Origin of the sequence: Bradyrhizobium sp. CCBAU 51753 (assembly GCF_015291565.1) — a bacterium.
Lineage (GTDB): Bacteria > Pseudomonadota > Alphaproteobacteria > Rhizobiales > Xanthobacteraceae > Bradyrhizobium > Bradyrhizobium ivorense.
Genome location: NZ_CP030037.1, coordinates 8,996,198 through 9,019,225 on the forward strand (window position 1 = coordinate 8,996,198; position 23,028 = coordinate 9,019,225).

General features: G+C 65.6%; 19 protein-coding genes. 8 read left to right on the plus strand and 11 right to left on the minus strand.

Features of this window, described 5'->3' with window-relative positions; genetic code table 11:
• Positions 1-188 precede the first annotated feature (188 nt).
• Positions 189-617, minus strand: a complete 429-nt coding sequence (locus tag XH93_RS41270) for a GFA family protein (RefSeq protein ID WP_194471838.1) — start codon at positions 615-617, stop codon at positions 189-191.
• Positions 618-685: 68 nt separating this feature from the next.
• Positions 686-1,561: a sulfurtransferase gene (locus XH93_RS41275; protein WP_194471839.1), complete on the minus strand. Its 876-nt coding sequence runs from the start codon at positions 1,559-1,561 to the stop codon at positions 686-688.
• Between the two features lie 261 nt (positions 1,562-1,822).
• Here XH93_RS41275 and ispG point away from each other — a divergent pair, with 261 nt between their 5' ends.
• The 3 genes from ispG (at position 1,823) to XH93_RS41290 (ending at position 5,722) form a co-directional block, all read left to right on the plus strand.
• On the plus strand, positions 1,823-3,112 hold the full coding sequence (ispG, locus tag XH93_RS41280) for a flavodoxin-dependent (E)-4-hydroxy-3-methylbut-2-enyl-diphosphate synthase (RefSeq protein ID WP_194471840.1): 1,290 nt from the start codon (positions 1,823-1,825) through the stop codon (positions 3,110-3,112).
• Positions 3,113-3,363: 251 nt separating this feature from the next.
• Positions 3,364-4,257, plus strand: coding sequence for a TauD/TfdA family dioxygenase (locus tag XH93_RS41285; RefSeq protein WP_194471841.1), 894 nt, complete (start codon positions 3,364-3,366; stop codon positions 4,255-4,257).
• Positions 4,258-4,381: 124 nt separating this feature from the next.
• On the plus strand, positions 4,382-5,722 hold the full coding sequence (locus XH93_RS41290) for a Rieske 2Fe-2S domain-containing protein (protein WP_194471842.1): 1,341 nt from the start codon (positions 4,382-4,384) through the stop codon (positions 5,720-5,722).
• 261 nt (positions 5,723-5,983) lie between these two features.
• On the opposite strand, the gene XH93_RS41295 is transcribed toward XH93_RS41290, so the two are convergent.
• From XH93_RS41295 to XH93_RS41310, 4 genes are all read right to left on the minus strand, one after another.
• Positions 5,984-7,591, minus strand: coding sequence for a Na+/H+ antiporter (locus tag XH93_RS41295; protein ID WP_194471843.1), 1,608 nt, complete (start codon positions 7,589-7,591; stop codon positions 5,984-5,986).
• A gap of 109 nt (positions 7,592-7,700) precedes the next feature.
• Complete coding sequence (locus tag XH93_RS41300) at positions 7,701-8,075, minus strand: nuclear transport factor 2 family protein (protein WP_194471844.1); 375 nt, start codon at positions 8,073-8,075, stop codon at positions 7,701-7,703.
• 122 nt (positions 8,076-8,197) lie between these two features.
• Entirely contained in the window at positions 8,198-9,154 is a 957-nt protein-coding gene (locus XH93_RS41305; RefSeq protein WP_172628413.1) for a DMT family transporter, read from the minus strand.
• A 156-nt stretch (positions 9,155-9,310) separates the two neighbouring features.
• Positions 9,311-9,796 carry a Fur family transcriptional regulator gene (locus XH93_RS41310; protein WP_194475538.1) on the minus strand — a complete coding sequence of 162 codons (486 nt, stop codon included), beginning with the start codon at positions 9,794-9,796 and terminating at the stop codon, positions 9,311-9,313.
• 153 nt (positions 9,797-9,949) lie between these two features.
• Here XH93_RS41310 and XH93_RS41315 point away from each other — a divergent pair, with 153 nt between their 5' ends.
• The 4 genes from XH93_RS41315 (at position 9,950) to XH93_RS41330 (ending at position 15,165) form a co-directional block, all read left to right on the plus strand.
• Positions 9,950-10,429, plus strand: a complete 480-nt coding sequence (locus tag XH93_RS41315; RefSeq protein WP_246799447.1) for a MarR family winged helix-turn-helix transcriptional regulator — start codon at positions 9,950-9,952, stop codon at positions 10,427-10,429.
• A complete protein-coding gene (locus XH93_RS41320; RefSeq protein WP_194471846.1) occupies positions 10,422-11,588 on the plus strand; it encodes an HlyD family secretion protein in 1,167 nt (388 codons plus the stop codon). Before XH93_RS41315 ends, XH93_RS41320 begins: the two co-directional genes overlap by 8 nt.
• Positions 11,589-11,979: 391 nt before the next feature.
• Positions 11,980-13,536 (plus strand): MDR family MFS transporter, encoded by a 1,557-nt coding sequence (locus tag XH93_RS41325; RefSeq protein ID WP_194471847.1) that lies wholly within the window; start codon positions 11,980-11,982, stop codon positions 13,534-13,536.
• A 318-nt stretch (positions 13,537-13,854) separates the two neighbouring features.
• Positions 13,855-15,165 carry an ABC transporter substrate-binding protein gene (locus tag XH93_RS41330; protein WP_194471848.1) on the plus strand — a complete coding sequence of 437 codons (1,311 nt, stop codon included), beginning with the start codon at positions 13,855-13,857 and terminating at the stop codon, positions 15,163-15,165.
• Positions 15,166-15,425: 260 nt separating this feature from the next.
• Here XH93_RS41330 and XH93_RS41335 read toward each other — a convergent pair whose 3' ends face one another.
• The 5 genes from XH93_RS41335 to pcaF all read right to left on the minus strand — a co-directional run bounded on the left by XH93_RS41335 (position 15,426) and on the right by pcaF (position 20,099).
• Entirely contained in the window at positions 15,426-16,595 is a 1,170-nt protein-coding gene (locus XH93_RS41335) for a Gfo/Idh/MocA family protein (protein ID WP_194471849.1), read from the minus strand.
• Between the two features lie 18 nt (positions 16,596-16,613).
• Positions 16,614-17,471 carry a shikimate dehydrogenase gene (locus tag XH93_RS41340; RefSeq protein WP_194471850.1) on the minus strand — a complete coding sequence of 286 codons (858 nt, stop codon included), beginning with the start codon at positions 17,469-17,471 and terminating at the stop codon, positions 16,614-16,616.
• A gap of 17 nt (positions 17,472-17,488) precedes the next feature.
• Positions 17,489-18,085, minus strand: coding sequence for a protocatechuate 3,4-dioxygenase subunit alpha (pcaG, locus tag XH93_RS41345; protein ID WP_194471851.1), 597 nt, complete (start codon positions 18,083-18,085; stop codon positions 17,489-17,491).
• Between the two features lies 1 nt (position 18,086).
• Entirely contained in the window at positions 18,087-18,788 is a 702-nt protein-coding gene (gene pcaH, locus XH93_RS41350) for a protocatechuate 3,4-dioxygenase subunit beta (protein ID WP_194471852.1), read from the minus strand.
• 102 nt (positions 18,789-18,890) lie between these two features.
• Positions 18,891-20,099, minus strand: coding sequence for a 3-oxoadipyl-CoA thiolase (pcaF, locus tag XH93_RS41355; protein ID WP_194471853.1), 1,209 nt, complete (start codon positions 20,097-20,099; stop codon positions 18,891-18,893).
• A gap of 202 nt (positions 20,100-20,301) precedes the next feature.
• On the opposite strand from pcaF, the gene mutS reads away from it, so the two are divergent.
• Positions 20,302-23,028: a DNA mismatch repair protein MutS gene (gene mutS / locus XH93_RS41360; protein ID WP_194471854.1), complete on the plus strand. Its 2,727-nt coding sequence runs from the start codon at positions 20,302-20,304 to the stop codon at positions 23,026-23,028.

The following is a 23,028-nucleotide window of genomic DNA, read 5'->3' on the forward strand; positions in this document are numbered from 1 at the left end:
GCCGCGATATTCGAGGTGACAGCCGCGCCGCACCGGACGGCATGTATAGGCATCGCACATGATCTCGCCGCTGCCGCCGCCATCATTAGTTGGGGAGATTGGCCGCCGGTTCGCATGCTGGCCGTCCGCGGTTCCATCTCCCCGACGGACAGCCAGCCCCGGAGCACGAGAGCGGCGGCGGCGCGGAGTTATTCCGCGCTGCGCGTCACATGCTCCTGGTATTGCGGCAGGTCGTCGGTGATCCTGTGCCAGGGCGCCTTGGAGCCGACGAAGATATGCGCGCTCGGCCGGATCGAAGGCGCATCGCACAAGGTTCCCATCGCGACATGGACGAAGGCGCCATCGCGGACCACGGAATAGAGCAGCGAGCCGCAGTGGCGGCAGTGCGCGTTGTGGGCGGTGGCCTCGCCATAGATCATGAGATCATCCGCGCCATCGACGACGCTGAGCTTTTCGCGCGCGATTCCCGCGAACGGCTTGAAGGCCGAACCCGTGGTACGCCGGCAGTTCGAGCAATGGCAATTCAGCGCATAGGCGAAGGCGTCGGCGACTTCGTAACGCACGGCCCCGCAATAGCACGCGCCGGCAAGAATGCGGGCGTTCGGAGTTACAGACATGCCGGTGTCGCTCTTTGCTTGAGCATGATCTTTTCGGAAAACCGCTTCACACTTTTCCGGATCATGCTCTAACCAGTCTCGATCGGCAGCGACGTGTCTTTGGCCCACTCGCCCATCGAGCCGTCATAGAGCGTGAGGTTGTCGTAGCCGAGCCGGTGCAGCTGGAACAAATCGATCGTCGCCGAGATGCCGCCGCCACAATAGGCGACGACGCGTTTGCTGCGGTCGATGCCCTGGGCGGCGAAGGTCGCCTCGGCGTCCGCGAGCGGCACGAAGGCCTTGCTCTTGGGATCGATCATAGTGGCCGCCGGCACGCTGACGCTGCCGGGCACCCGGCCGGGACGGCCATAGCGGCTCGGCTCCAGCCCCTTGTGGAATTGCGGGCCGAGTGCATTGACGATCACGGTGTTGCCATCGGCGGTTGCGGCGAGCACGTCGTGCTTGTTGACGAACAGGCCTTCTCGCGGCCGCGCGGCGAAGGTCGCGGGCGGATAACCGCCGGCGAGCCCGGTCTCGATGTCGCGTCCCTCGGCGGTCCATTTGTCGATGCCGCCGTCGAGCACCGCGGCGCCCTCGAAGCCCAGCGAACGCAGCATCCACCAGAAGCGCGTCGCCCACATCGGCGTTCCGATGGAATAGAGCACCACGCGGCTGGTCGCCGAGATGCCGTGGCGGCCGAACGCGGCCTCGAGCCGCGCCGTGCCGGGCATCATGAAGCGCAGCTCGGTGTTCGGATCGGAGAACTCGCCCTGCAAATCGAGGAAATTCGCGCCGGGGATATGGCCCGCCTCGAAGGTCTGGCGGCCCGACACCGCAATGTAGGGAACGCTGCTGCCGGGCGGCACCGGCTCCAGATAGGTGGTGCAGTCGAACAGCCGCAGTTCCGGCCGGGTGAGGATGTCCGCGAGTTCCGCCGTGGTGATCAGCTCGTTGTGCGCAGCCATGTCACGCCCTCCCGGAATGATCTCAAGAGCGATGCTAAGGTGCCCCAGATCACATGAAAAGCTGCGATTTTGCCCTTTGAATCAGCGAAATCCGGTCCAATATAGCTGGGCATGCAGGACGCCGCTGCATGGCTTGCCTTCGGCACCAATCGGCGGCATAAGCTGTTGAATTCACACCGGAACATGACCGCTCGGCCCGCCTTCACTCAGGGCCCATCGCCCCCTTGGTGAATCTCACCAAAACCTGATATTCGAGACGCCATGAACAAGCCCGAGATTTTGCCGCAAGACGACATCGCAGGCCCGCAGCCGCGGCACCAAACCACGCAGGTCATGGTCGGCAACGTTGCCGTCGGCGGCGGCGCGCCGATCGTCGTGCAGTCGATGACCAACACCGACACCGCCGATATCAAGGGCACCATCGCCCAGGTCGCGGCGCTCTCCCGCGCCGGCTCCGAGATGGTGCGCATCACCGTCGACCGCGAGGAGGCCGCGGCCGCAGTGCCGCACATCCGCGACGGCCTGCGCAAGATAGGCATCACCACGCCCCTGATCGGCGACTTCCACTATATCGGCCACAAGCTGCTCGCCGAGTATCCGGCCTGTGCCGAGGCGCTCGACAAGTACCGCATCAATCCCGGCAATGTCGGCTTCAAGAACAAGCGCGACACCCAGTTCGCCGACATCATCGAGATCGCCAACAAGAACAACAAGCCGGTGCGCATCGGCGCCAATTGGGGCTCGCTCGACCAGGAGCTGCTGACCAAGCTGATGGACGAGAACACGGCCTCGCCGAACCCGCGCGACGCCCGTGCGGTGACGCGCGAGGCGATGGTGCAGTCGGCGCTGCTCTCGGCCGCGCGCGCCCAAGAGCTCGGCATGCCCAAGAACAGGATCATCCTGTCGGCAAAAGTGTCCGCCGTGCAGGATCTGATCGCTGTGTATCAGGAAGTGGTGCGCCGCTCGGATTACGCGATCCATCTCGGCCTCACCGAGGCCGGCATGGGCTCGAAGGGCATCGTCGCCTCCTCGGCCGCGCTCGGCATCCTCTTGCAGCAGGGCATTGGCGACACCATCCGCATCTCGCTGACGCCGGAGCCCGGCGGCGATCGCACGCTGGAGGTGCAGGTCGCGCAGGAACTGCTGCAGACCATGGGCTTTCGCACCTTCGTGCCGCTGGTTGCGGCCTGCCCGGGCTGCGGCCGCACCACCTCGACCACGTTCCAGGAGCTGGCGCGCTCGATCCAGGATTTCATCCGCGACGAGATGCCGACCTGGAAGACCAAGTATCCCGGCGTCGAGCAGCTCAACGTCGCGGTGATGGGCTGCATCGTCAACGGCCCGGGCGAATCCAAGCATGCCAATATCGGCATCTCGCTGCCCGGCACCGGCGAAGCACCGGCCGCGCCGGTGTTCGTCGACGGCAAGAAATTCCGCACCCTGCGCGGCCCCGGCATCGCCGCCGATTTCAAGGCGCTGGTGATCGACTATATCGACCAGCGCTACGGCAACGGCGCCAAGCTGCCGGAGCCGGCGGGCGCGGCGGAGTAGTTTCACTCTGCTCTTAACCCACACTCAACCGTCGTCCCGGCGAAGGCCGGGACTCATAACCACAGGCGGTGGTTATGGCGCGAGATGGGGCTGCGAGTCATCGCAAAACACAATCCTGTGGTTATGGGTCCCGGATCTGCGCTCCGCTTTGCTGCGCTTGTCCGGGACGACGGGTATGTTTGCGGCGCGGATTGCGCTTCGCTCGATCCGGGCTACCATGCCTCCCAATCAAGAACGATCGGGAGACCGCCATGAGCTCACTGTCCGGCAAGCAGGGCCCGCGCTATCGGCACACCGCCGACTCCACCGACCCCTATGAGACCATCGGGGTCGAGAAACTGACGCCGATCATCGGCGCGGAAATCTCCGGCGTCGACATCGCAAAGCTCATCGACGACGAGGCGCGCTCCAACCGGCAGATGGACGAGATCCACCGCGCGCTTGCCGAAAACCTCGTCATCTTCTTCCGCGACCAGCACATCACCCCGCAGCAGCATCTCGCCTTCGGCCGCAAGTTCGGCGAATTGCATGTGCATCCGGCCGCGCCCAACGAGGGCGATCCGGCGCTGATGAAGATCTATGCCGACAAGGATTCGCCGCGCGCCAATGGCGAGGGCTGGCACACCGACGTGTCGTGCGATCTCGAGCCGCCGATGGGTTCGATCCTCTACATCAAGCAATGCCCGCCGCGCGGCGGCGACACGCTGTTCGCCAACATGTACGCGGCCTATGAGGCGCTGTCGGACCGCATGAAGGCCTATCTCGACGGGCTCACCGCGCTGCATGACGGCGAGCAGACTTATCGTGGCCTGTATGCAAATTACGGCGTCGCCGACAAGCGCGAATATCCCCGCGCCGAGCATCCGGTCGTGCGCACCCATCCAGTCACCGGCAAGAAGGCGCTCTATGTCAACCGCGGCTTCACCCGCTTCATCATCGGCGTCCCGCGCGACGAGAGCGACGCCATGCTGGCCTATCTCTACCAGCATGCCGAGAACCCGCTGTTCCAGTGCCGCTTCCGCTGGACCGAGAACGCGATCGCGTTCTGGGACAACCGCTGCGCCCAGCACCGCGCGATGTGGGACTACTGGCCGCACACCCGCTCCGGCACGCGCGTGACGGTGAAGGGCGAGCGGCCGGTGTAGTGACTGCGTAGGGTGGGTTAGCGAAGCGTAACCCGCCATCTCCGCCGATCACACGACTGCTGGCGGGTTACGCCTTCGGCTAACCCACCCTACGAAATACCAAGAATACATCGGGAGGTCGGTCATGCTTCGCGCTGAAGACAACAAGTTCCTCACTGAGTCCGGTGCCGGAACGGGCATGGGCGAACTGCTGCGCCGGTTCTGGATTCCGGTTCTGCTCTCCGAAGAGCTCCCCGAGCCCGACAGCGACCCGAAGAAGATCGTGGTGATGGGCGAGGAGCTGCTCGCCTTCCGCGACAGCCGCGGCGTGGTCGGCGTGATCGATCAATACTGCCCGCATCGCGGCGCCAATCTCTGGTTCGGCCGCAACGAGGAATGCGGCATCCGCTGCGTCTATCACGGCTGGAAGTTCGACACCGACGGCCGCTGCGTCGACATGCCGACCTCGTACCCGGACCTCAATGCAAAGGACCTGATCCGCATCAAGTCCTATCCGGTGCGCGAATGGGGCGACATGATCTGGGCCTATATGGGCCCCGCCGAGGCGATGCCGGAATTGCCGGCGCTGGAGATGGCGCTGCTGCCGGCCTCGCACCGCTTCGTCACCAAGAAGTGGCAGGACTGCAACTGGGTGCAGGCGGTGGAAGGCTCGATCGACACCGCGCATTTCACCTTCGCGCATCTCTCCTTCGAGAAGGAGGAGAACGAGATCCTCGACATCAAGAAGCATTTTGTGAATCCGCTGACGCGGGTCGCGACCGACCACATGCGCTGGATCGCCGAGGACCCACGTCCGGTGATCAAGATCAATCCGCACGAGGCCGGGCTCACGATCGCCGGCGGCCGGCTCACCGGCAGCGACAACATCTACTGGCGCATCGCCCAGTTCCTGATGCCGTTCCATTCCTATGCGCCGAGCTCGATGCCGGGCGAAAATATCTTCGGCCAGACTTTCGTGCCGGTCACCGACACCAATTGCTGGATCTATACATATGCCTGGAATCCACACCGGCCGCTGACCGAAGCGGAGCGCGAGGGTTACCGCAACGGCAACGGCGTGATGGCCGTCGTCGACGAGAACTACGTGCCGCTGCGCAACAAGGCCAACGACTATCTGATCGATCGCAAGCTGCAGCGGACCAAGAGCTACACCGGCATCAAGGGCGTCTCCGAGCAGGACGCCGCGGTGCAGGACAGCCAGGGTCCGATCGCCGACCGCAGCCGCGAGCATCTCGGCCCGACCGATCTTGGCATCATGCATTTCCGCAAGCTGGTGATGGATGCCGCCCGCGCGCTGCAGCAGGGCGAGGCGCCGCCACACGCCCAGCACCAGGACCGCTACACGGTGCGCTCCGGCGCCTGCGTCACCAGCAAGAGCAAGGATCTGACGGCCGTGATGATCGAGCGGTTTGGCGATCCCGCGGGGTTCGTCGGCGGCCCCGGGCAGAACGCAGCGGCGGAGTAATTCACCGCCGTCGTCCCTGCTTTCGCATGCGAAAGCTGGGACGACAGTGAGTGCAGTCTCGCATCGCGTGCCAAATAACCGGTGTCATCACCCGGCTCGACCGGGTGATCCAGTATTCCAGAGACAGCAGTGATTGAACCGAGAGGCCGCGGCGTACTGGATCGCCCGGTCGAGCCGGGCGATGACAGTGTGGGTGGGGACGCAGAATCATTCACCGTGTCGTCCCGGCCTGCGCTAGGACGACGTGGGGAGAGAGCCGGGCTATAACGGCATCCTGCGATACTCGCGGTTGGAGAGGCTCGCCTCCTCCAGATCGAGATCGCGCTCGATGCGGCGCCGGGTTTCGTCGGTGATCTTGCCGTCGCGCAGCAGCGTGTGGATGAACTTGCGCTCGGAGGCGATCAGCTCGCGGGTCAGCGCGGTGCCGGTCGCCGAAGCATCGTGCCTGTCGGGATCGAGCGCGTCGGGCAGCTGGTTGAAGCGGATCTCGTGCCGCGAGCGCAGCAGCTTGACCACCTCGTCGGACAGCTCGCGGTCGTCGGTAATGGCGTCGAGCGATTTCAGCGCGGCATTGAGCGCCTCGCGCCGCGCCGCGATCTCCTGCTCGTGCTCGGCGATATGCTCGTTGCGGCCGTCCTGCGCGAGGCCGAGCCAGCGCACCACCGCCGGCAGGCCGAGGCCCAGCCCGACCAGCGTCACGAAGATCACGCCGAAGGCGACGAACAGGATCAGGTCGCGATAGGGGAAGGCGTCGCCGCTCGGCAGCGTCAGCGGCAACGCCAGCGCGGCGGCGAGCGACACCGCGCCGCGCACGCCGGTGAAGGCGACCACGAACACCGCCCGCCACGACGGCAGCGGATCCCTGTCGCGCACGCTGCGGCTGATCCAGCGCGGCAAATAGGTGCCGGGAAACACCCAGAGGAAGCGGGCAACGATCACGATCACGGCGACCAGCGCGGTGGCGGTGAGAATGTCGTGCAAGGGGAACGACTTCGATCTCTCGAACAGCGACCGCATCTGGAAGCCGGTCAACAGGAACAGCAGGCCCTCGATCAGATAGATGATCAAGTCCCAGAAGAAGATGCCCTGCAGGCGCGTCGCGGCCGAGATCAAGAGCGGTCCGTTCCAGCTCATATAGAGCCCGCAGGCCACGGTCGCGATCACGCCGGAGCCGCCGAAATGCTCCGGAATCCAGTAGGCGAGATAGGGCGTGATCAGCGACAGCGTGATCTCGACCTGGGGATCCCTGGCGCGGCGGCGGGCGCGCAGGCTGAGCCAGCCGACCGCCATGCCGAACGCGATCTCGCCGGCAACGATGACCAGGAAGGTGCCGGTCGCCTTCGGCAGCGAGAACAGCCCGGTGGTGATCGCCGCCAGCGCAAAGCGATAGAGGATCAGCGCGGTGGCGTCATTGGCGAGGCCCTCGCCTTCGAGCACCACCAGGATGCGGCGCGGCATGCCGAGCTTGCGCGCGATCGCCAGCGGCGCGACCACGTCGGGCGGCGCGACGATGGCGCCGAGCAGGAAGCCGATGTCCCAGGGCAGGCCGATCAAATAATGGGTCGCGGCCGCGACCATGAACGCCGTGAAGATGACGCAGCCGACCGACAGCAGGATGATCGGCCGCAGGTTGGCTTTGAACTCGCGCCAGCTCATCGCGACGCTCGCCGAATAGATCAGCGGCGGCAGCACCACCAGCAGCACCAGTTCGGGCGGCAGTTCCAGCGACGGCATGCCGGGCACGAAGGCCAGCACGATGCCGACCAGCAGCAGCAAGATCGCCGGCGCGATCTCGGTGCGGCGCGCTACCAGCGCGGTTCCCGCCAGCACGCCGAGCAGGATAAGAAAGGTCTGAAATTTGGCTTCCATAACGGGCTCAATTCGCCCGGAAACCAGCGCCAGTCAATGCGGTCCGGCCGCGCCAGACCGCGCAGTTGTGTCACAAAGCCGTCGCGAGGCGGGGCGCGGCGGGCGGCCGTCAATCCCGCAGGTCGTAGCGGTAGGATTTCGAGACGATCTGCCAGCCATCCGCGAGCTTCATCGCCACCAGATAGTCGGTGAAGTAGCGCGGCGGCAGCTGGCAGCGCACCTTGATGAAGGCGGTGTTGTCGTCGGAGCGGTCGACGGTGACGATGAAGTCCTCGCGCGCCTTGCCTTCCGCCTTGCCCGACGGCCGCTTGCGCACCCAGGCGAGCCAGTCCGGTACGGTCAGGATCTTGAGCTCGCCCTTCTCGACCCAGCGCAGATCGGCGGACGGATGAAAGGCCGCGGCAAGCTTGTCGGCGTCGCCCTCGTAAAGGCCGTCGAAATAGGTCTGCACGACGCTTTCGACGCTGGATCGATCGTGGCTCATGGGGTGGTCCTCCCGGCAGGGTTTTTGTTCTGAGCGGATTTAGCCATGAAGCGCCGAATTGCACCATGGCCGGCGAAGAAAATTGCGATGTGCCCTGGCGGACAGATTGTCGCTTAGACGCGTCACGCCGGCACGTTCGGGTCCGGCGTCACCTTCGGATCGGGCTTGTTGACGAGATAGAGGCCGGCGATCACCAAGAGCGCCGCGACGCCGAACACCGGGGTCAGCGTGTCGTGCATGATGAAATAGGCCGCGACCACGCCGAACAGCGGCGTGACGAAGGTGAAGGCCGACAGCTTGCTGGCCGAATAGGTCTTCACCATCGCAAACCATATCACGAAGGTGCAGCCGACCACCCAGACCGCCTGATAGGCGAGCAGCGAGATCGACAGCGCGCTCGGCGCATGGTCGATGCGCTCGCCGGCGATGAAGGCGGCGAGCGCCAGAATCGGGATCGAGATCGCAACCTGGTAGCCGAGCGCCTTTTCCGGCGCAGCGCGGCGCAGATTGGTGCCCTTGGCGACCAGCGTGGTTGCCGCCCACAGCGCGCCGCCGCCGACCACCAGGAGGTCGCCGAGCAGCACCTTGGCGTCGACATTCGGCTGCGGCACGCCGATCGCGAGCGCGACGCCGGCAAAGCTCAGCGCCAGCCCGCTCCACTGCACACTGCTCAGCCGCTCGCCGAGGAACTGGTGCGAGCCGAGCGCGACAAAGAACGGCGCGGTGTAGAGGAACACCGAGGCGCGCGACGCCGAGGTGAAGACCAGCCCGGTGAAGATCAGCACGAATTCGAGGCCGAACATCAGACCGGCGATGATGCCGGGGACGAGCGAGCCGTCGCGTTCGAAGAATTTCACGCCGCGCAGCCAGCCGACGATCAGCATCACCGGCAGCGCACCACTGGATCGGATCATCGCCTGCAGCATCGGCGGCACGTCGGGCAGCGCCAGCTTGACCGCGAGCTGGTTGAAACCCCAGCTGACGCACAGCATCAGCATCACGGCGATGGCGCCGGGCGGCAGCCCGTGCCCCGCGGTCACGGGCCTTGCGGCGTTGCTGGTGATGGCTTGGGTCGTCATGTTTCCTCGCGGGCCGGCTTTATCGGCGTGTTGTTGTGTTTCAGTCTCGCTTATGCCGTCATTGCGAAGCAATCCATGCCTCAACAAGCGGATAGATGGATTGCTTCGCTGCGCTCGCAATGACGGGGTGAGAGCGCAAAATGGATTGCCCGCTACTCATTTCGCGCAATGCGCGCAGGTGCCGGCGATCTCGACGACGGAGAGTTTTGGAATGAAGCCCGACGCCCGCGCCGCCGCGGTGAGGCTTTGCGCGACCGGCGCCGCCGGGATCTCGCCGACCGAGCCGCAATGATCGCAGATCAGGAACGCGACCATCGAGGTCTCGTCGTGGTCATGGGCGCAGGCGAGGAAGGCGTTGCGGCTCTCGATGCGGTGGACGAGGCCGTTCTCCATCAGGAAGTCGAGCGCGCGGTAGACGGTAATCGGTGCCGGCCGCGGCATCGACTTGGCCAGCTCGTCGATCACCTCATAGGCGCCGAGCGGGCGGTGGCTCGCGAGCAGCGCCTGCAGCACCTGGCGCCGGATCGGGGTGAATTTCTGGCCTCGGCGCGCACAGACCTGCTCGGCATGCGCCATCGCGTCCGCGGCGCAGCGGCCGTGGTCATGATCGGGGGCGGGAAATGTCGGCTTGGCCAAGCTCATCTGCCCAATGTGTAGCATTTTTGCGCCGGTTCCTAAAGCCCGGCCGGCCGCGCGCGCCAGCCATGTGCGAAATGCGGAGCAGCCCTCCGTTAACCTGGCATGCAGAATTCATAAGCAAGCTTATAATATCCCAAGCTTATGGAGGCAGGACCTATGCGCGGTTCAGTGGATGCGGACTTCTTGTTTACGCTCGGCGAGGTGTTTCGGCTGATCCGCGTCTATGCCGACAAGGAGGCCGCCCGCTACGGCATCACCCGCGCACAATGGGCGGTGCTGGCCAAGGTTGAGCGCAGCGAGGGCATGAAGCAGACCGAGCTTGCCGAGCTGCTGGAGATGCAGCCGATCACGCTGACGCGGTTGATCGACAAGCTCTGCGACAATGGCTGGATCGAGCGCCGCAGCGACGAGAACGACCGCCGCGTCAACCGCCTCTATCTGAAGAAGGCCGCTCGCCCGCTGCTCGGCAAGCTCACCGGCCTGCGCTCCGAACTCACCGCGACCGCGCTCGAGGGCATCAGCCCCACCGAGGCGCATCGCCTGCTCACGCAATTGGAATCGATCAAGGAAAACGTTCGCAATGCCATCCAAGCCCCAGCCGGCGAACCCTCCCGAAAGGAACAGCGCTATGGCTGAACCGGTCCTCAAACTGGCGCCGGAGCAGAAGAGCAATCCGGAGACATCAGCGCCGTCGGGCAAGGCCAGCCGCCAACCGCGCCGCCGCCTGATGGCCGGCCTGCGGCGCTATCGCCGCCTGCTGCTGCTCGTCGTGCTGCCGACCGCGGCCGCAATCGGCGGCATCGTGTTCTATCTCAATGGCGGCCGCTATGTCGGCACTGACGACGCCTATGTCGGTGCGCAGAAGGTGATGATCACGCCGGAAATCTCCGGCAAGATCGACAAGATCCTCATCAGGGAAGGCCAGCACGTCAAGAAGGGCGATGAGCTGTTCGAGATCGACCCGGTGCCGTTCCGCCTCGCGGTCGACCAGGCCAAGGCGGCGCTCGACCAGACCCGGACCACCTATGACAATCTGGTCGACAACATCAAGATCAACGCTCGGATGCTGGAATTCGCCCAGCAGAGCATCGAGCTGAAGAAGCGCGACGTCGAACGCAAGTCGACGCTGGCCAAGCAGAATTTCGGCTCGCAGCTCGACCTCGACAATGCCGCGAACGCGCAGGTCACCGCCGAGAGCCTCGCGCAATACATCAAGCAGCAGATCTCCAAGGACAAGACCCAGCTGCTCGGCGATGTCGACCTGCCGATCGAGCGGTTCCCGCCCTACGCCCAGGCCAAAGCCAAGCTCGACGACGCGCAGCGCAATCTCGATCACACCGTGCTGCGCGCGCCGATGGACGGCGTGGCGACCCAGGTCGACCAGATCCAGCTCGGCCGCTTCGTCGCTGCCGGCGCGCCGGTGTTCTCGGTGATCGACGTCGATCATCCCTGGGTCGACGCCAATCCGAAGGAAAGCGACTTCACCTATGTCGCGGTCGGCCAGGAGGTGACGCTCGACGTCGACGCCTTCCCGAACCATGTGTTCAAGGGCAAGGTCGGCTCGCTGTCGCCGGGCACCGGCGCGCAGTTCGCGATCCTGCCGCCGCAGAACGCCACCGGCAACTTCGTCAAGGTGGTGCAGCGCGTTCCGGTGCGCATCTACTTCGACATGGACGATCCGTTCGTGAAGAAGCTGAAGGCCGGCATGAGCGTCTACGCCACGATCGACACCAACCACCGCCGCACACTGGCCGGCCTGCTCGGCCTCGCGCCGGCGTCCGCGCACCAGGACTGACGGGGGATGTCGACAGGTGAGCGCCTGCTTCACAAACTCCGCTGTCATCGCCCGGCTTGACCGGGCGATCCAGTACGCCGCGGCCTCGCGATTGACGGCACGGCCTCTGGAATACTGGGTCCCCGCGTTCGGCGACGTATGGAAAGAACTGCGCCGCCATCCCCGTCACCCTGAGGTGGCCGCTTCTTCAGCGGCCCTCGAAGGGTCGACGGCCACCAGCCGGGCCGATTCATCCTTCGAGGCTCGCAAGAGCTCGCACCTCAGGATGACGGGACTGAATGATATCTCATACATCCTGACTCGCGGGGACGACGGGCGCGATGTGTGATTACGACCGCCTCGACACGGAAGAAATGATCTGCCGCGCTCGCGACCAACAGGACCGAACTGAATGACTGCACCGTCATCATCCGCCGTCCCCGGCCTGCGCCGGAACATGGTGACGATCTGCGCCATGACGGCGACCATCATGCAGGCGCTGGACACCACGATCGCCAACGTGGCGCTGCCCTACATGCAGGGCTCGCTGTCGGCCTCGCAGGACCAGATCAACTGGGTGCTGACCTCCTACATCGTCGCGGCCGCGATCATGACCGCGCCGGTCGGCTGGATCGCCAACCGCTATGGCAGGAAGCGCATCTTCATCATCTGCTCCGCCGGCTTCACCATTGCCTCGGTGCTGTGCGGCCTCGCGCAGGACATCAACCAGATGGTGTTGTTCCGCCTGCTGCAGGGCGTGTTCGGCGCCGCGCTGGTGCCGCTGTCGCAGGCCGTCATGCTCGACTCCTACGCGCTGCATGAGCGCGCCAAGGCGATGTCGATCTGGGGCATGGGCGTGATGATGGGCCCGATCATGGGGCCCTCGCTCGGCGCCTGGCTCACCGAGACCTATTCCTGGCACTGGGTGTTCTTCGTCAACCTGCCGTTCGGCGCCATCACCGTGCTTGGCCTCGCCATCTTCATGGACGAGACCAAGCAGGACCACAATCTGCGCTTCGACTGGTTCGGCTTCAGCGCGCTCGCGGTGTCGATCGGCGCGCTGCAGCTGGCGCTCGACCGCGGCGAGCAGCTCGGCTGGCTGGAATCCAACGAGATCATGGTCGAGTTCATCGTCGCCGCGGTCGGCGCCTATTTCTTCTTCGCCCATTCGCTGACCACCGACCGGCCGTTCATCCAGTTCGCGCTGTTCAAGGACCGCAATTTCCTCGGCGGCTGCGTGTTCATGACCGTCATGGGCCTCGTGCTGTATTCGACCATGGCGCTGTCCTCGCCTTACCTGCAGAACGTGATCGGCTATCCGATCATCACCGCAGGCCTGCTGCTGGCGAGCCGCGGCGCCGGCACCTTCGTCGCGATGATGCTGGTCGGGCGCATGATGCGCTATATCGAGGCGCGCACCCTGATCATCGCCGGCCTGGCGCTGACCGCGGCCTCGCTGTTCCAGATGACCGGCTGGACCGACATGACCCAGGCGCCCGAGATCATCGTCGTCAGCGTGGTCCAGGGTTTTGGCTTCGGCCTCGTGTTCGTGCCGCTGTCGACGGTGGCGTTCCTGACGCTGCCGGGCCAGTTGCGCACCGACGGCACCTCGATGCTGACGCTGCTGCGCAACGTCGCAAGCTCGGTCGGCATTTCGATCGTGATCGCGCAGCTCACCGAGGGCTCGCGGCGGATCTACGCAAAACTGTCGGAGCAGATCAACCCGTTCAACCACGCGCTGCAGATGCCCGACGTCTCCAGCATGATCAACCTCAACACCGACGCCGGCCGTGCGATGGCCGACAAGATGGTGGCCGCGCAGTCGCAGATCATCGCGTTCTCGCACGACTACCAGCTGGTGATGCTGTTCATCCTGGCTTCGATCCCGCTCGCGATCATGATCGGCTCAACCAAGGCGGCACTGCGCGCGCAGCAGGCACCGACGGATCATGCGGCGGTGATGGAGTAGGGTTTTCGGCAAGCGCGCCCTGCCCCACCCGTCATCCCCGCGCAAAGGCTTCGCCTTTGTCGCTGGAGGTGCTCGCCTCTTCGGCGAGCCTCGAAGGATGCACGGCCCCGATGCGTCCGCATGGAGATAGCCGGGCCGTCGACCCTTCGAGGCTCGCAAGAGCTCGCACCTCAGGGTGACGGGGATAGAGTGAGGACGCGGCCCCCTACCAAGGAGCGAGCCGCAGCCCCTGCAAGCCGCGTTGACTTTCCCGCCCCCGCTCCCAATACTCCGCAAAAAATAAAACCCGTCACAAATGACGGCTTCAGGGAGGATGCGATGCCGACGTCACGCAGGACGCTGCTCAAGACATCCGCGGCTGCCGCCGCTGCTTTCAGCTTCGATTGGACACGCGCGCAGGCCCAGGCCGAAACGGTCAGGATCGGCGTGATCTACGATCTCACCGGGCCGTTTGCCGCCGGCGGCTCGGTCGCCTGCTCGATCGGCACCCAGATCGCGATCGATCTCGTCAACGAGAAGGGCGGCGTCGACGGCAAGTACAAGATCGCCCCCGTCAATGTCGATTCCCAAAGCAAGCCGGACGTTGCCATCAACGAGGCCAACCGCCTGATCGATCAGGAGAAGGTCGACATCCTCAACGGCGTGTATGCGAGCTCGCACGCGGTGCCGCTCGCCGCCAAGGTCGAACAGCAGAAGCGCATCCTCTGGATCACGACCGCGGTCTCGACCGCCGTGTTCAAGGACAAGAACCTGCAATATGTGTTCCGGGCACAGATCCATTCCGACCAGTATGGCCAGGCCTTTGCCAGCTTCATCGCCGAGCATGCCAAGGCCAAGCTCGGCATGGACCCGAAGGACGTCAAGGTTGCGCTGATCCACGAGGACGGCCCCTATGGCGTCGGCGTCGCGGCAGCCGACGAGGCGTTTGCGAAGCAGGAAGGCCTGCAGGTCGTGCTCAAGGAGGGCTATTCGGCTTCGGCGCCCGACCTCTCGGTGCTGGTCACCAAGCTGAAGCGCGCCAAGCCCGACGTGATCTCGCACGCCGGCTACAATCCCGACATCACGCTGTTCCTGCGCCAGGCGCGCGAGAGCGGACTGAAGTTCAAGATGCTGTTCGGCGCCGGCGCCGGCTACAGCCAGCTCGACAAGCTGCGCGAGAGCTTCGGCACCGACATCGACAATTTCTGCAACATCGATCCGGTGCCGGCGCAACTGCTCGATCCCGCCAAGCTCGCGCCCGGCGTCGGCGATCTCACCAAGGTGATGGTCGCGCGCTACCGCGAAAAGACCAATGCCACCGAGGTGCCGCCGCACTGCTCGATGGGTTTCAACCAGACCTGGATCCTGCTCAACAATGTGCTGCCGGTCGCCAAGGAGAAGTATGGCGGCTTCGATCCCGAAGCGATCCGCAAGGCGGCGCTCGACGTCGACATCGCGCCGGGCGGCACCATTCAGGGCTATGGCGTGAAGTTCTTCCGGCCCGGCACCCCGCTCTCCGGCCAGAACGAGCGCTCGACCCCGGTCGTGATGCAGAACGCCGGCCAGCGCATCTCCGTGGTCTGGCCGACCAACATCCGGACGCAGGACCCGGTGTTTCCGCTGCCGAAAGGATCGGTGTACGGGGCGTAGGGTGCAAGCCGTGAAGTGAATTTGCCACCGCAGCGGCGGTGCACCCTCTCCCCTTGTGGGAGAGGGTGGCTTCGATGCCTCGCATCGAAGCCGGGTGAGGGGTCTCTCTCCGCGAGTGACCCTCTCGCGATGTGAGTACGCGGCGGCAACCCCTCATCCGGCGCCGTAGCCGATGCAAAGCATCGGCGTTCTAAGAGACGGCGGCCGGTAGGCCGCCTTTGCCACCTTCTCCCACAAGGGGAGAAGGAAGAGGGCTGCGGCTATAACACCACCCGCCGCCCCTCATCCGCGGCCCAGTAGCCGGCGTAGTTCACCTTCGTCGTCTCATACGCCAGCGCGAGGTCGGCGAGCGGCGCCCGGCCGGTTGCGACGCATTCCATGAAGTCCTGGACCTCCTGCAGATAGCCGCGGGTCCATTCCTCCTCGAGGCAGACGAACTGCCAGCCGGTTTTGCGGTCGACCTTTTCGGTGATGTAGACCGCGGCGAGCTTCTCCTCGGAGGTCTGGTAGCTGGTCAGATGCGTGTTCGGCGTGATGTTGGCGAACAGCGAGCCGCCACTCGTATACGTCTCGATCAGGTTGCGCACGCCGCCCATGATCATGTCGCCGGAAAACACCGTCGCCTTGGTGCCGTCGGAGAAGGTTGCGGTCAGCGTGCCCCAATCCTCGACATCGACCGGATTGGCCTTGATGAAGCTGCGCTCCTCGGCCTTGAGGCCGGCCGTGACGTTGCCGACGTCGCAGGTGACGCTGGCAACCGTGATGGTCTCGCCGCGGGCGCAGGCCTCGACCTGCTTGAGATAGAGCACCGCCGACAGCGGATGGCAGCCCATCCGGATCAGCGAGCCGCCGCCGGTCATCGCCCACTCCGCGGCATGCGCGGCGTGCGAGCCGGAATGGCTCTCCTCACCCTTCATGAACAGGATCTTATCCCCCGTGGCGCGGATGATCTCCGCGGTCTTGGTCACCGCCGGCGCGTAGATCCAGTCCTCGGCATACATGAAGAGCTTTCCGGTCCGTTCGATCGCGGCACGGGTCGCCTCCATTTCCTCCATGACGCGCTGATACATCAGCGCCTTGGGCACGGTTTTGCCGATCGGCGCCATGTCGCCGTCGCGGCCGAAATAGCCGGTGAACGGCTTTTCGCAGATCACGTGCTTGCCCGCCTGCATCGCCTGCACGATCATCGCCGCATGCAGATTGGGCGGCGTGCAGATGTCGATGACGTCGAGCTCACGGTCGGCGACGAGCTCGGCGAAGCTGCGATAGGCATTCGGGATCTGGTGCTTGCGCGCGAAGTCGCGAACATGATCGCCGCGCGCCGCCACCGCCCTCACCTCCACGTCGACGCCGTAGACGCGCCGATAGGCATACATGTGCAGCTCCGACACGAAGCCGCAGCCGGCCAGACCGATCCTGATTGTTGTCATTGAAATGTCTCCGCGCCCTCAGGCGGAAGCAGCGTAGCGTGCCGCCATCACCGCGTCGAACGCATTTCCCATCGCGGCAACGGACGGCGTCATCCCCGTGAACAGCGCGAACGCATCCGCCGCGGCGCCGATCGCGAGATCGCGCCCGGTCATCACCTCGGCGCCCTTTGCCTTCGCCGCTGAAAGCAGCGGGGTCCATAGCGGCGAATAGACGGCATCGGCGACCCACATCGCCGGATGCAGCAACGTATCAGGCACCGGCGTATCGCGGTTCGGCAGCATCCCGATCGGGGTTGCATTGACGAGGCCGGCCGCGCCCTCGACCGCGGCTTCGACGCTCGCGGCGCTGCGAACCGCGATGGCGCCTTGCAACCGGTCGGCGAGCTGCGCGGCCCTGGCGGGATCGGAATCGAAGATGCGGAGCTCGCCGACGCCGAGCCCGGCCAATGCGAACGCGATCGCCTTGCCGACACCGCCGGCCCCGATCAGCGCGATCACGCCGCGTGGCGTGGTCGCGAGCAGCGGCTGGATCGCGCGGGCAAAACCAGTCGCGTCGGTGTTGTGCCCGATCAGCCGCGAGCCGTCGACGACGATGGTGTTGACCGCGCCAATCGCGCGGGCGTCCGGCACGAGGTCGTCGAGCAGATCGACCACCGCCTCCTTGTAAGGGAAGGTGACATTGACGCCGGCAAAGCCGAGCCGTCTGACACCCTCGAGCATCGCACGCAGATCGTCGCGCCCGGCGCCGGGCACTTCGATCAGCTGATAGTGACAGTGGGCGCCAAGCGCGGCGGCAGCCTGCTCATGCATCGCCGGCGCGGCCGAATGCGCGATCGGATATCCAAGCAGGCCGGTGAGGAAGCGGTTGCGCGTCATTCCTCACCCTCCGGGGATCAGACGTCGAAGAACACCGTCTCGCGGTCGCCCTGCAAATGGACGTCGAAGGTGTAGGCGTTGCCAGCACCCTTCCGCGCGATCAGCGTGGCGCGGCGATCGGCCGGCACCTGCGCCAACACCGGATCGCCGGCATTGCCGGCCTCGTCGTCGAAATAGATCCGGGTGTAGAGATGCAGCAGCATGCCGCGCGCGAATACCGCGAGCAGGATGTGCGGCGCCTGCGGGTTGCCGTCGGGATCGGGCACCGAGCCGGGCTTGATGGTGTCGAACGCGTAGAAGCCGCTCTTGTCGGTGCCGCAGCGGCCAAAACCCTTGAACGAAGAATTCGGCAGTGCGCGCTTGTCCTGCGGGTCGGAGAAGCGGCCCTGTGCGTCGGCCTGCCAGATCTCCAGCATGCAGTCCACGACCACGGCACCGTCGCCGTCATAGACCTTGCCCTCGACGCGGATGCGATCGCCGGAGACGTCCGGCGTCAGCAAATTGTTGGTGAAGGCGTCGTTCCACTCGTATTCGCCGTTCGGGGTCAGGCCGTATTTGAAATAGGGGCCGACGGTTTGCGATGGGGTCACTCCATCAGGACGCTGGTTCGACACGTTACTTGGTCTCCATCGGCGTGGCGTTACGCCCGCGCAGCACGATATCGAAGCGGTAGCACAGCGCCCATTCCGGCTTGGTGTTCTCGAGATCGAACGACGACACCATCCGCATCCGCGCCTTCTCGTCGGTCACCGAGTTGAAGATCGGGTCGAACGGAAACAGCGGGTCGCCGGGGAAATACATCTGCGTCACCAGGCGCGACACGAAGGAATGGCCGAACACCGAGAAGTGGATGTGCGCGGGCCGCCAGGCGTTGTGATGATTGCCCCAGGGATACGCGCCGGGCTTGATGGTGATGAACTTGTAATAGCCGGTGGCATCGCTCTGGGTGCGGCCGGCGCCCGTAAAATTCGGATCGAGCGGCGCCGGATGCTGGTCGACGACATGGACGTAGCGGCCGCAGGCATTGGCCTGCCACAGCTCGACCAGCGTGTTCGGCACGCCGCGGCCATCCTCGTCGAGGACGTGGCCGTGCACGATGATGCGTTCGCCGAGCGGCTCGCCCTTGGCCTGGATGGTGAGGTCGTTGTCGTGCTCGCGCACGGTCTCATGGCCATAGACCGGTCCGGTGAGCTCGGAGAGCGTGTGGCGGATCGGGATCAGCGGCCTCGAGGGCGAGCGCTTCACGGTGGAGCGATAGTCCGGCGACAGCCGCGCCGGATGCGCCGCAAGCGATTGCAGCGGGTACAGTAACGTCATGGCGTAGTCCTCCGCGGCCCATCTTAATGAGCCGTCCGCTGATCATTATCGGACATAACCAATATGGGGAAGGGCTGTTTTCAGCCCTTCCAAGCCATTGGATTAGTTCAGCTTTTCGATCGCAACGGCAACGCCCTGGCCGACGCCGACGCACATAGTTGCCAGAGCAAGCTTTCCGCCCCGCTTCTCCATGCCGTGCACGGCGGTCAAGACCAGCCGCGCGCCGCTCATGCCGAGCGGATGGCCGAGCGCAATCGCGCCACCATGCGGATTGACGAAGTCGGCGTCTTCCTTGACGCCGAGCTGGCGCAGGCAGGCGATGCCCTGCGAAGCGAAGGCCTCATTGAGCTCGATCAGATCGAAGTCCGACACCTTGATGCCGAGCCGCTCGACCAGCTTCTTCGTCGCCGGTACCGGACCGATGCCCATGATGCGCGGCGGCACAGCGGCCGACGCAAGGCCGAGAATCTTCGCGCGCGGGGTCAGGCTGTGCTTCTTCACAGCTAGCTCGGAGGCGAGGATCATCGCGGCGGCGCCGTCGTTGACGCCGGATGCGTTACCGGCGGTCACGGTGCCCGGATTGCGCACGATCGGCTTCAGCTTCGCCAGACCTTCGAGCGTGGTCTCCGGGCGCGGATGCTCGTCCTTGTCGACGGTGATGGGACCGGCCTTGCCGCCGGGCACCTGGATCGGGACGATCTCCTCGGCGAAATAACCCGAGGCGATCGCAGCGCCGGCGCGTTGCTGCGAGCGGATCGCCATCGCGTCCTGGTCGGCGCGCGAGACCTGGAATTCTTCCGCGACGTTCTCGCCGGTCTCCGGCATCGCATCGACGCCGTACTGCGCCTTCATCAAGGGGTTGATGAAGCGCCAGCCGATCGTGGTGTCGAAAATGTCGGCCGAGCGCGCGAAGGCTTCCGGCGCCTTGCCCATCACGAACGGCGCGCGCGTCATCGATTCGACGCCGCCGGCGATCGCGAAATCGATCTCGCCGGCGCGGATGGCGCGGCCCGCGGCGCCGACCGCGTCGAGGCCGGACGCGCAGAGCCGGTTCAGGGTCTGCCCGGGAACCGTATCGGGCATGCCGGCGAGCAGAAGCGCCATGCGCGCGACGTTGCGGTTGTCCTCGCCGGCCTGGTTGGCGCAGCCGAAATAGACTTCATCCACCTGCGACCAGTCGAGACCGGGATGCTTGGCCATCAGCGCCTTGATCGGGGCCGCGGCGAGGTCGTCGGCGCGCACCTTGGCGAGCGAGCCGCCGAAACGGCCGATCGGGGTTCGGACGGCATCGCAAATATAGACATCACGCATTGAATCTCTCCCTGAATGCCGTGGCTTAGGCGCTGGATGGCTTGGAACTTGAGGGGAGTTTTAGGAGCGCGGCCGCTGCAGGTCAATTGACGCCGCTGCGGGCCATCAGCGCATTCCCATGAGGGCTGGCCGTGGAGAGGGTGGAAAACCCTGTGTTCTCGGATAGGACCGCACGGCGAAATTTTGTAGTTTCCGCCCCCTCATGACAGTCCAACAGCCCATTCCCGTTCCGCCCGAGCCCGCGCCCGCTGAAGCATCGTCGCGCGTCACGCCGATGATGGAACAGTATCTCGAGATCAAGGCCGCACACCCGGGCCTCTTGCTGTTCTACCGGATGGGCGATTTCTACGAGCTGTTTTTCGAGGATGCCGAGATCGCCTCGAAGGCGCTCGGCATCGTGCTGACCAAACGCGGCAAGCATCAGGGCATGGATATCCCGATGTGCGGCGTGCCGGTCGAGCGCTCCGAGGATTATCTGCATCGCCTGATCGGCGCCGGCCACCGCGTCGCGGTGTGCGAGCAGACCGAGAATCCGGCCGAAGCCAAGGCGCGCGGCAACAAGAGCGTGGTCCGCCGCGGCGTGGTGCGGCTGGTGACGCCGGGCACGCTGACCGAAGACACGCTGCTCGACGCCCGCACCAACAATTATCTGATTGCGATCGCACGGGCCCGCGGCTCGGCCGGCGCCGACCGGCTCGGGCTCGCCTGGATCGACATTTCGACCTCCGAATTCATGGTGACGGAATGCGCGACCGCGGAGCTTGCCGCGACGCTGGCGCGCATCAACCCGAACGAGGCGATCGTCACCGACGCGCTCTATGGCGACAGCGAGCTCGCGCCGACCTTGCGCGAGCTGCCGTCGGTGACGCCGCTGACCCGCGACGTGTTCGACAGCGCCACCGCCGAGCGGCGGCTGTGCGACTATTTTGCCGTTGCGACGATGGACGGCCTCTCGGCGATGTCGCGGCTGGAGGCAACCGCCGCGGCCGCCGCCGTTACCTATATCGACCGCACCCAGGTCGGCAAGCGCCCGCCACTGTCGCCGCCGGCGCGCGAGGCCGCCGGCACCACGATGGCGATCGATCCGGCGACCCGCGCCAATCTCGAGCTGACGCGCACGCTCGCCGGCGAACGCCGCGGCTCGCTGCTCGATGCGATCGACTGCACCGTCACCGCCGCCGGCTCGCGGCTGCTGGCGCAGCGCCTCGCCGCGCCGCTCACCGATGTTGCGGTGATCGCGCGGCGGCTCGATGCGGTCTCGACCTTCGTCGCGGACAGCGCGGCACGCGAGGATATCAGAACCGTGTTGAAGGCGGCGCCCGACATGTCGCGCGCGCTGGCGCGGCTATCGGTCGGCCGCGGCGGCCCACGCGACCTCGCCAGCCTACGCGATGGCATCCTCGCCGCCGACCAGGCGCTCGATTTGCTTGCACAGGTCGACAATCCGCCGGCGGAAATCGCTGCGGTGATGGCGGCGCTGCGGCGGCCCTCGCGCGATCTGGCGCAGGAATTTTCCCGCGCGCTCTCCGAGCAATTGCCGCTGATCAAGCGCGACGGCGGCTTTGTCCGCGAGGGCTATGAGGCCGCGCTCGACGAGAGCCGGAACTTGCGCGATGCCTCGCGCCTCGTCGTCGCCGCGATGCAGGCGCGCTACGCCGAGGACACCGGCATCAAGACGCTGAAGATCCGGCACAACAACGTGCTCGGCTATTTCGTCGAGGTCACCGCGCAGCATGGCGACAAGCTGTTCGCGCCGCCGCTCAACGCCACCTTCATCCATCGCCAGACGCTGGCGGGGCAGGTCCGCTTCACCACGTCCGAGCTCGGCGAGACCGAGGCGAAGATCGCCAATGCCGGCGAGCGCGCGCTCAACCTCGAGCTCGAGATCTTCGAGCGGCTGAGCGCAATGGCGCTCGCGGCGAGCGACGATTTGCGCAACGCCGCGCATGCCTTTGCGATGCTCGACGTCGCGACCGCATTGGCCAAGCTTGCGATCGACGACAATTACGTGCGGCCGGAGGTCGACGGCTCGCTCGGCTTTGCAATCGAGGGCGGTCGCCACCCGGTGGTCGAGCAGGCGCTGAAGCGCGACGGCCAGCCGTTCATCGCCAATGCCTGCGATCTCTCTCCCGCGCCGGGCCAGACGTCCGGCCAGCTCTGGCTGCTCACCGGCCCGAACATGGCCGGCAAATCGACCTTCCTGCGCCAGAACGCGCTGATCGCGCTGCTGGCGCAGATCGGCTCTTACGTGCCGGCATCGCGGGCGCGGCTCGGCATCGTCGACCGCCTGTTCTCGCGCGTCGGCGCCGCCGACGACCTCGCGCGCGGGCGCTCGACCTTCATGGTCGAGATGGTCGAGACCGCCGTCATCCTCAACCAGGCCAGCGAGCGGTCGCTCGTGATCCTCGACGAGATCGGCCGCGGCACCGCGACCTTCGACGGGCTGTCGATCGCCTGGGCCGCGATCGAGCATCTGCATGAGAGCAACCGCTGCCGCACGCTGTTCGCGACGCATTATCACGAGCTGACCGCGCTCTCAGCCAAGCTGCCGCGGATGTTCAACGCGACGGTGCGGGTCAAGGAATGGCAGGGCGACGTCGTGTTCCTGCACGAGGTGCTGCCCGGCTCCGCCGACCGCTCCTACGGCATCCAGGTCGCCAAACTCGCTGGCCTGCCGCCGGCAGTGATCGCGCGTGCCAAATCGGTGCTGGCGAAACTTGAAGCGCAGGACCGCGGCCAGACCGCGCGCGCACTGGTCGACGACCTGCCGCTGTTCGCGGTGCCCTCGCGCGCCGCCGCGGAGGACAAGCCGCCGAGCGAGGCTGACCTGCTGGTAGAGGCCGTGAAGGCGCTGCATCCCGACGAGATGTCGCCGCGCGAAGCGCTGGAGGCGCTGTATGCGCTGAGGGCGAAGCTGCCGAAACAGTGA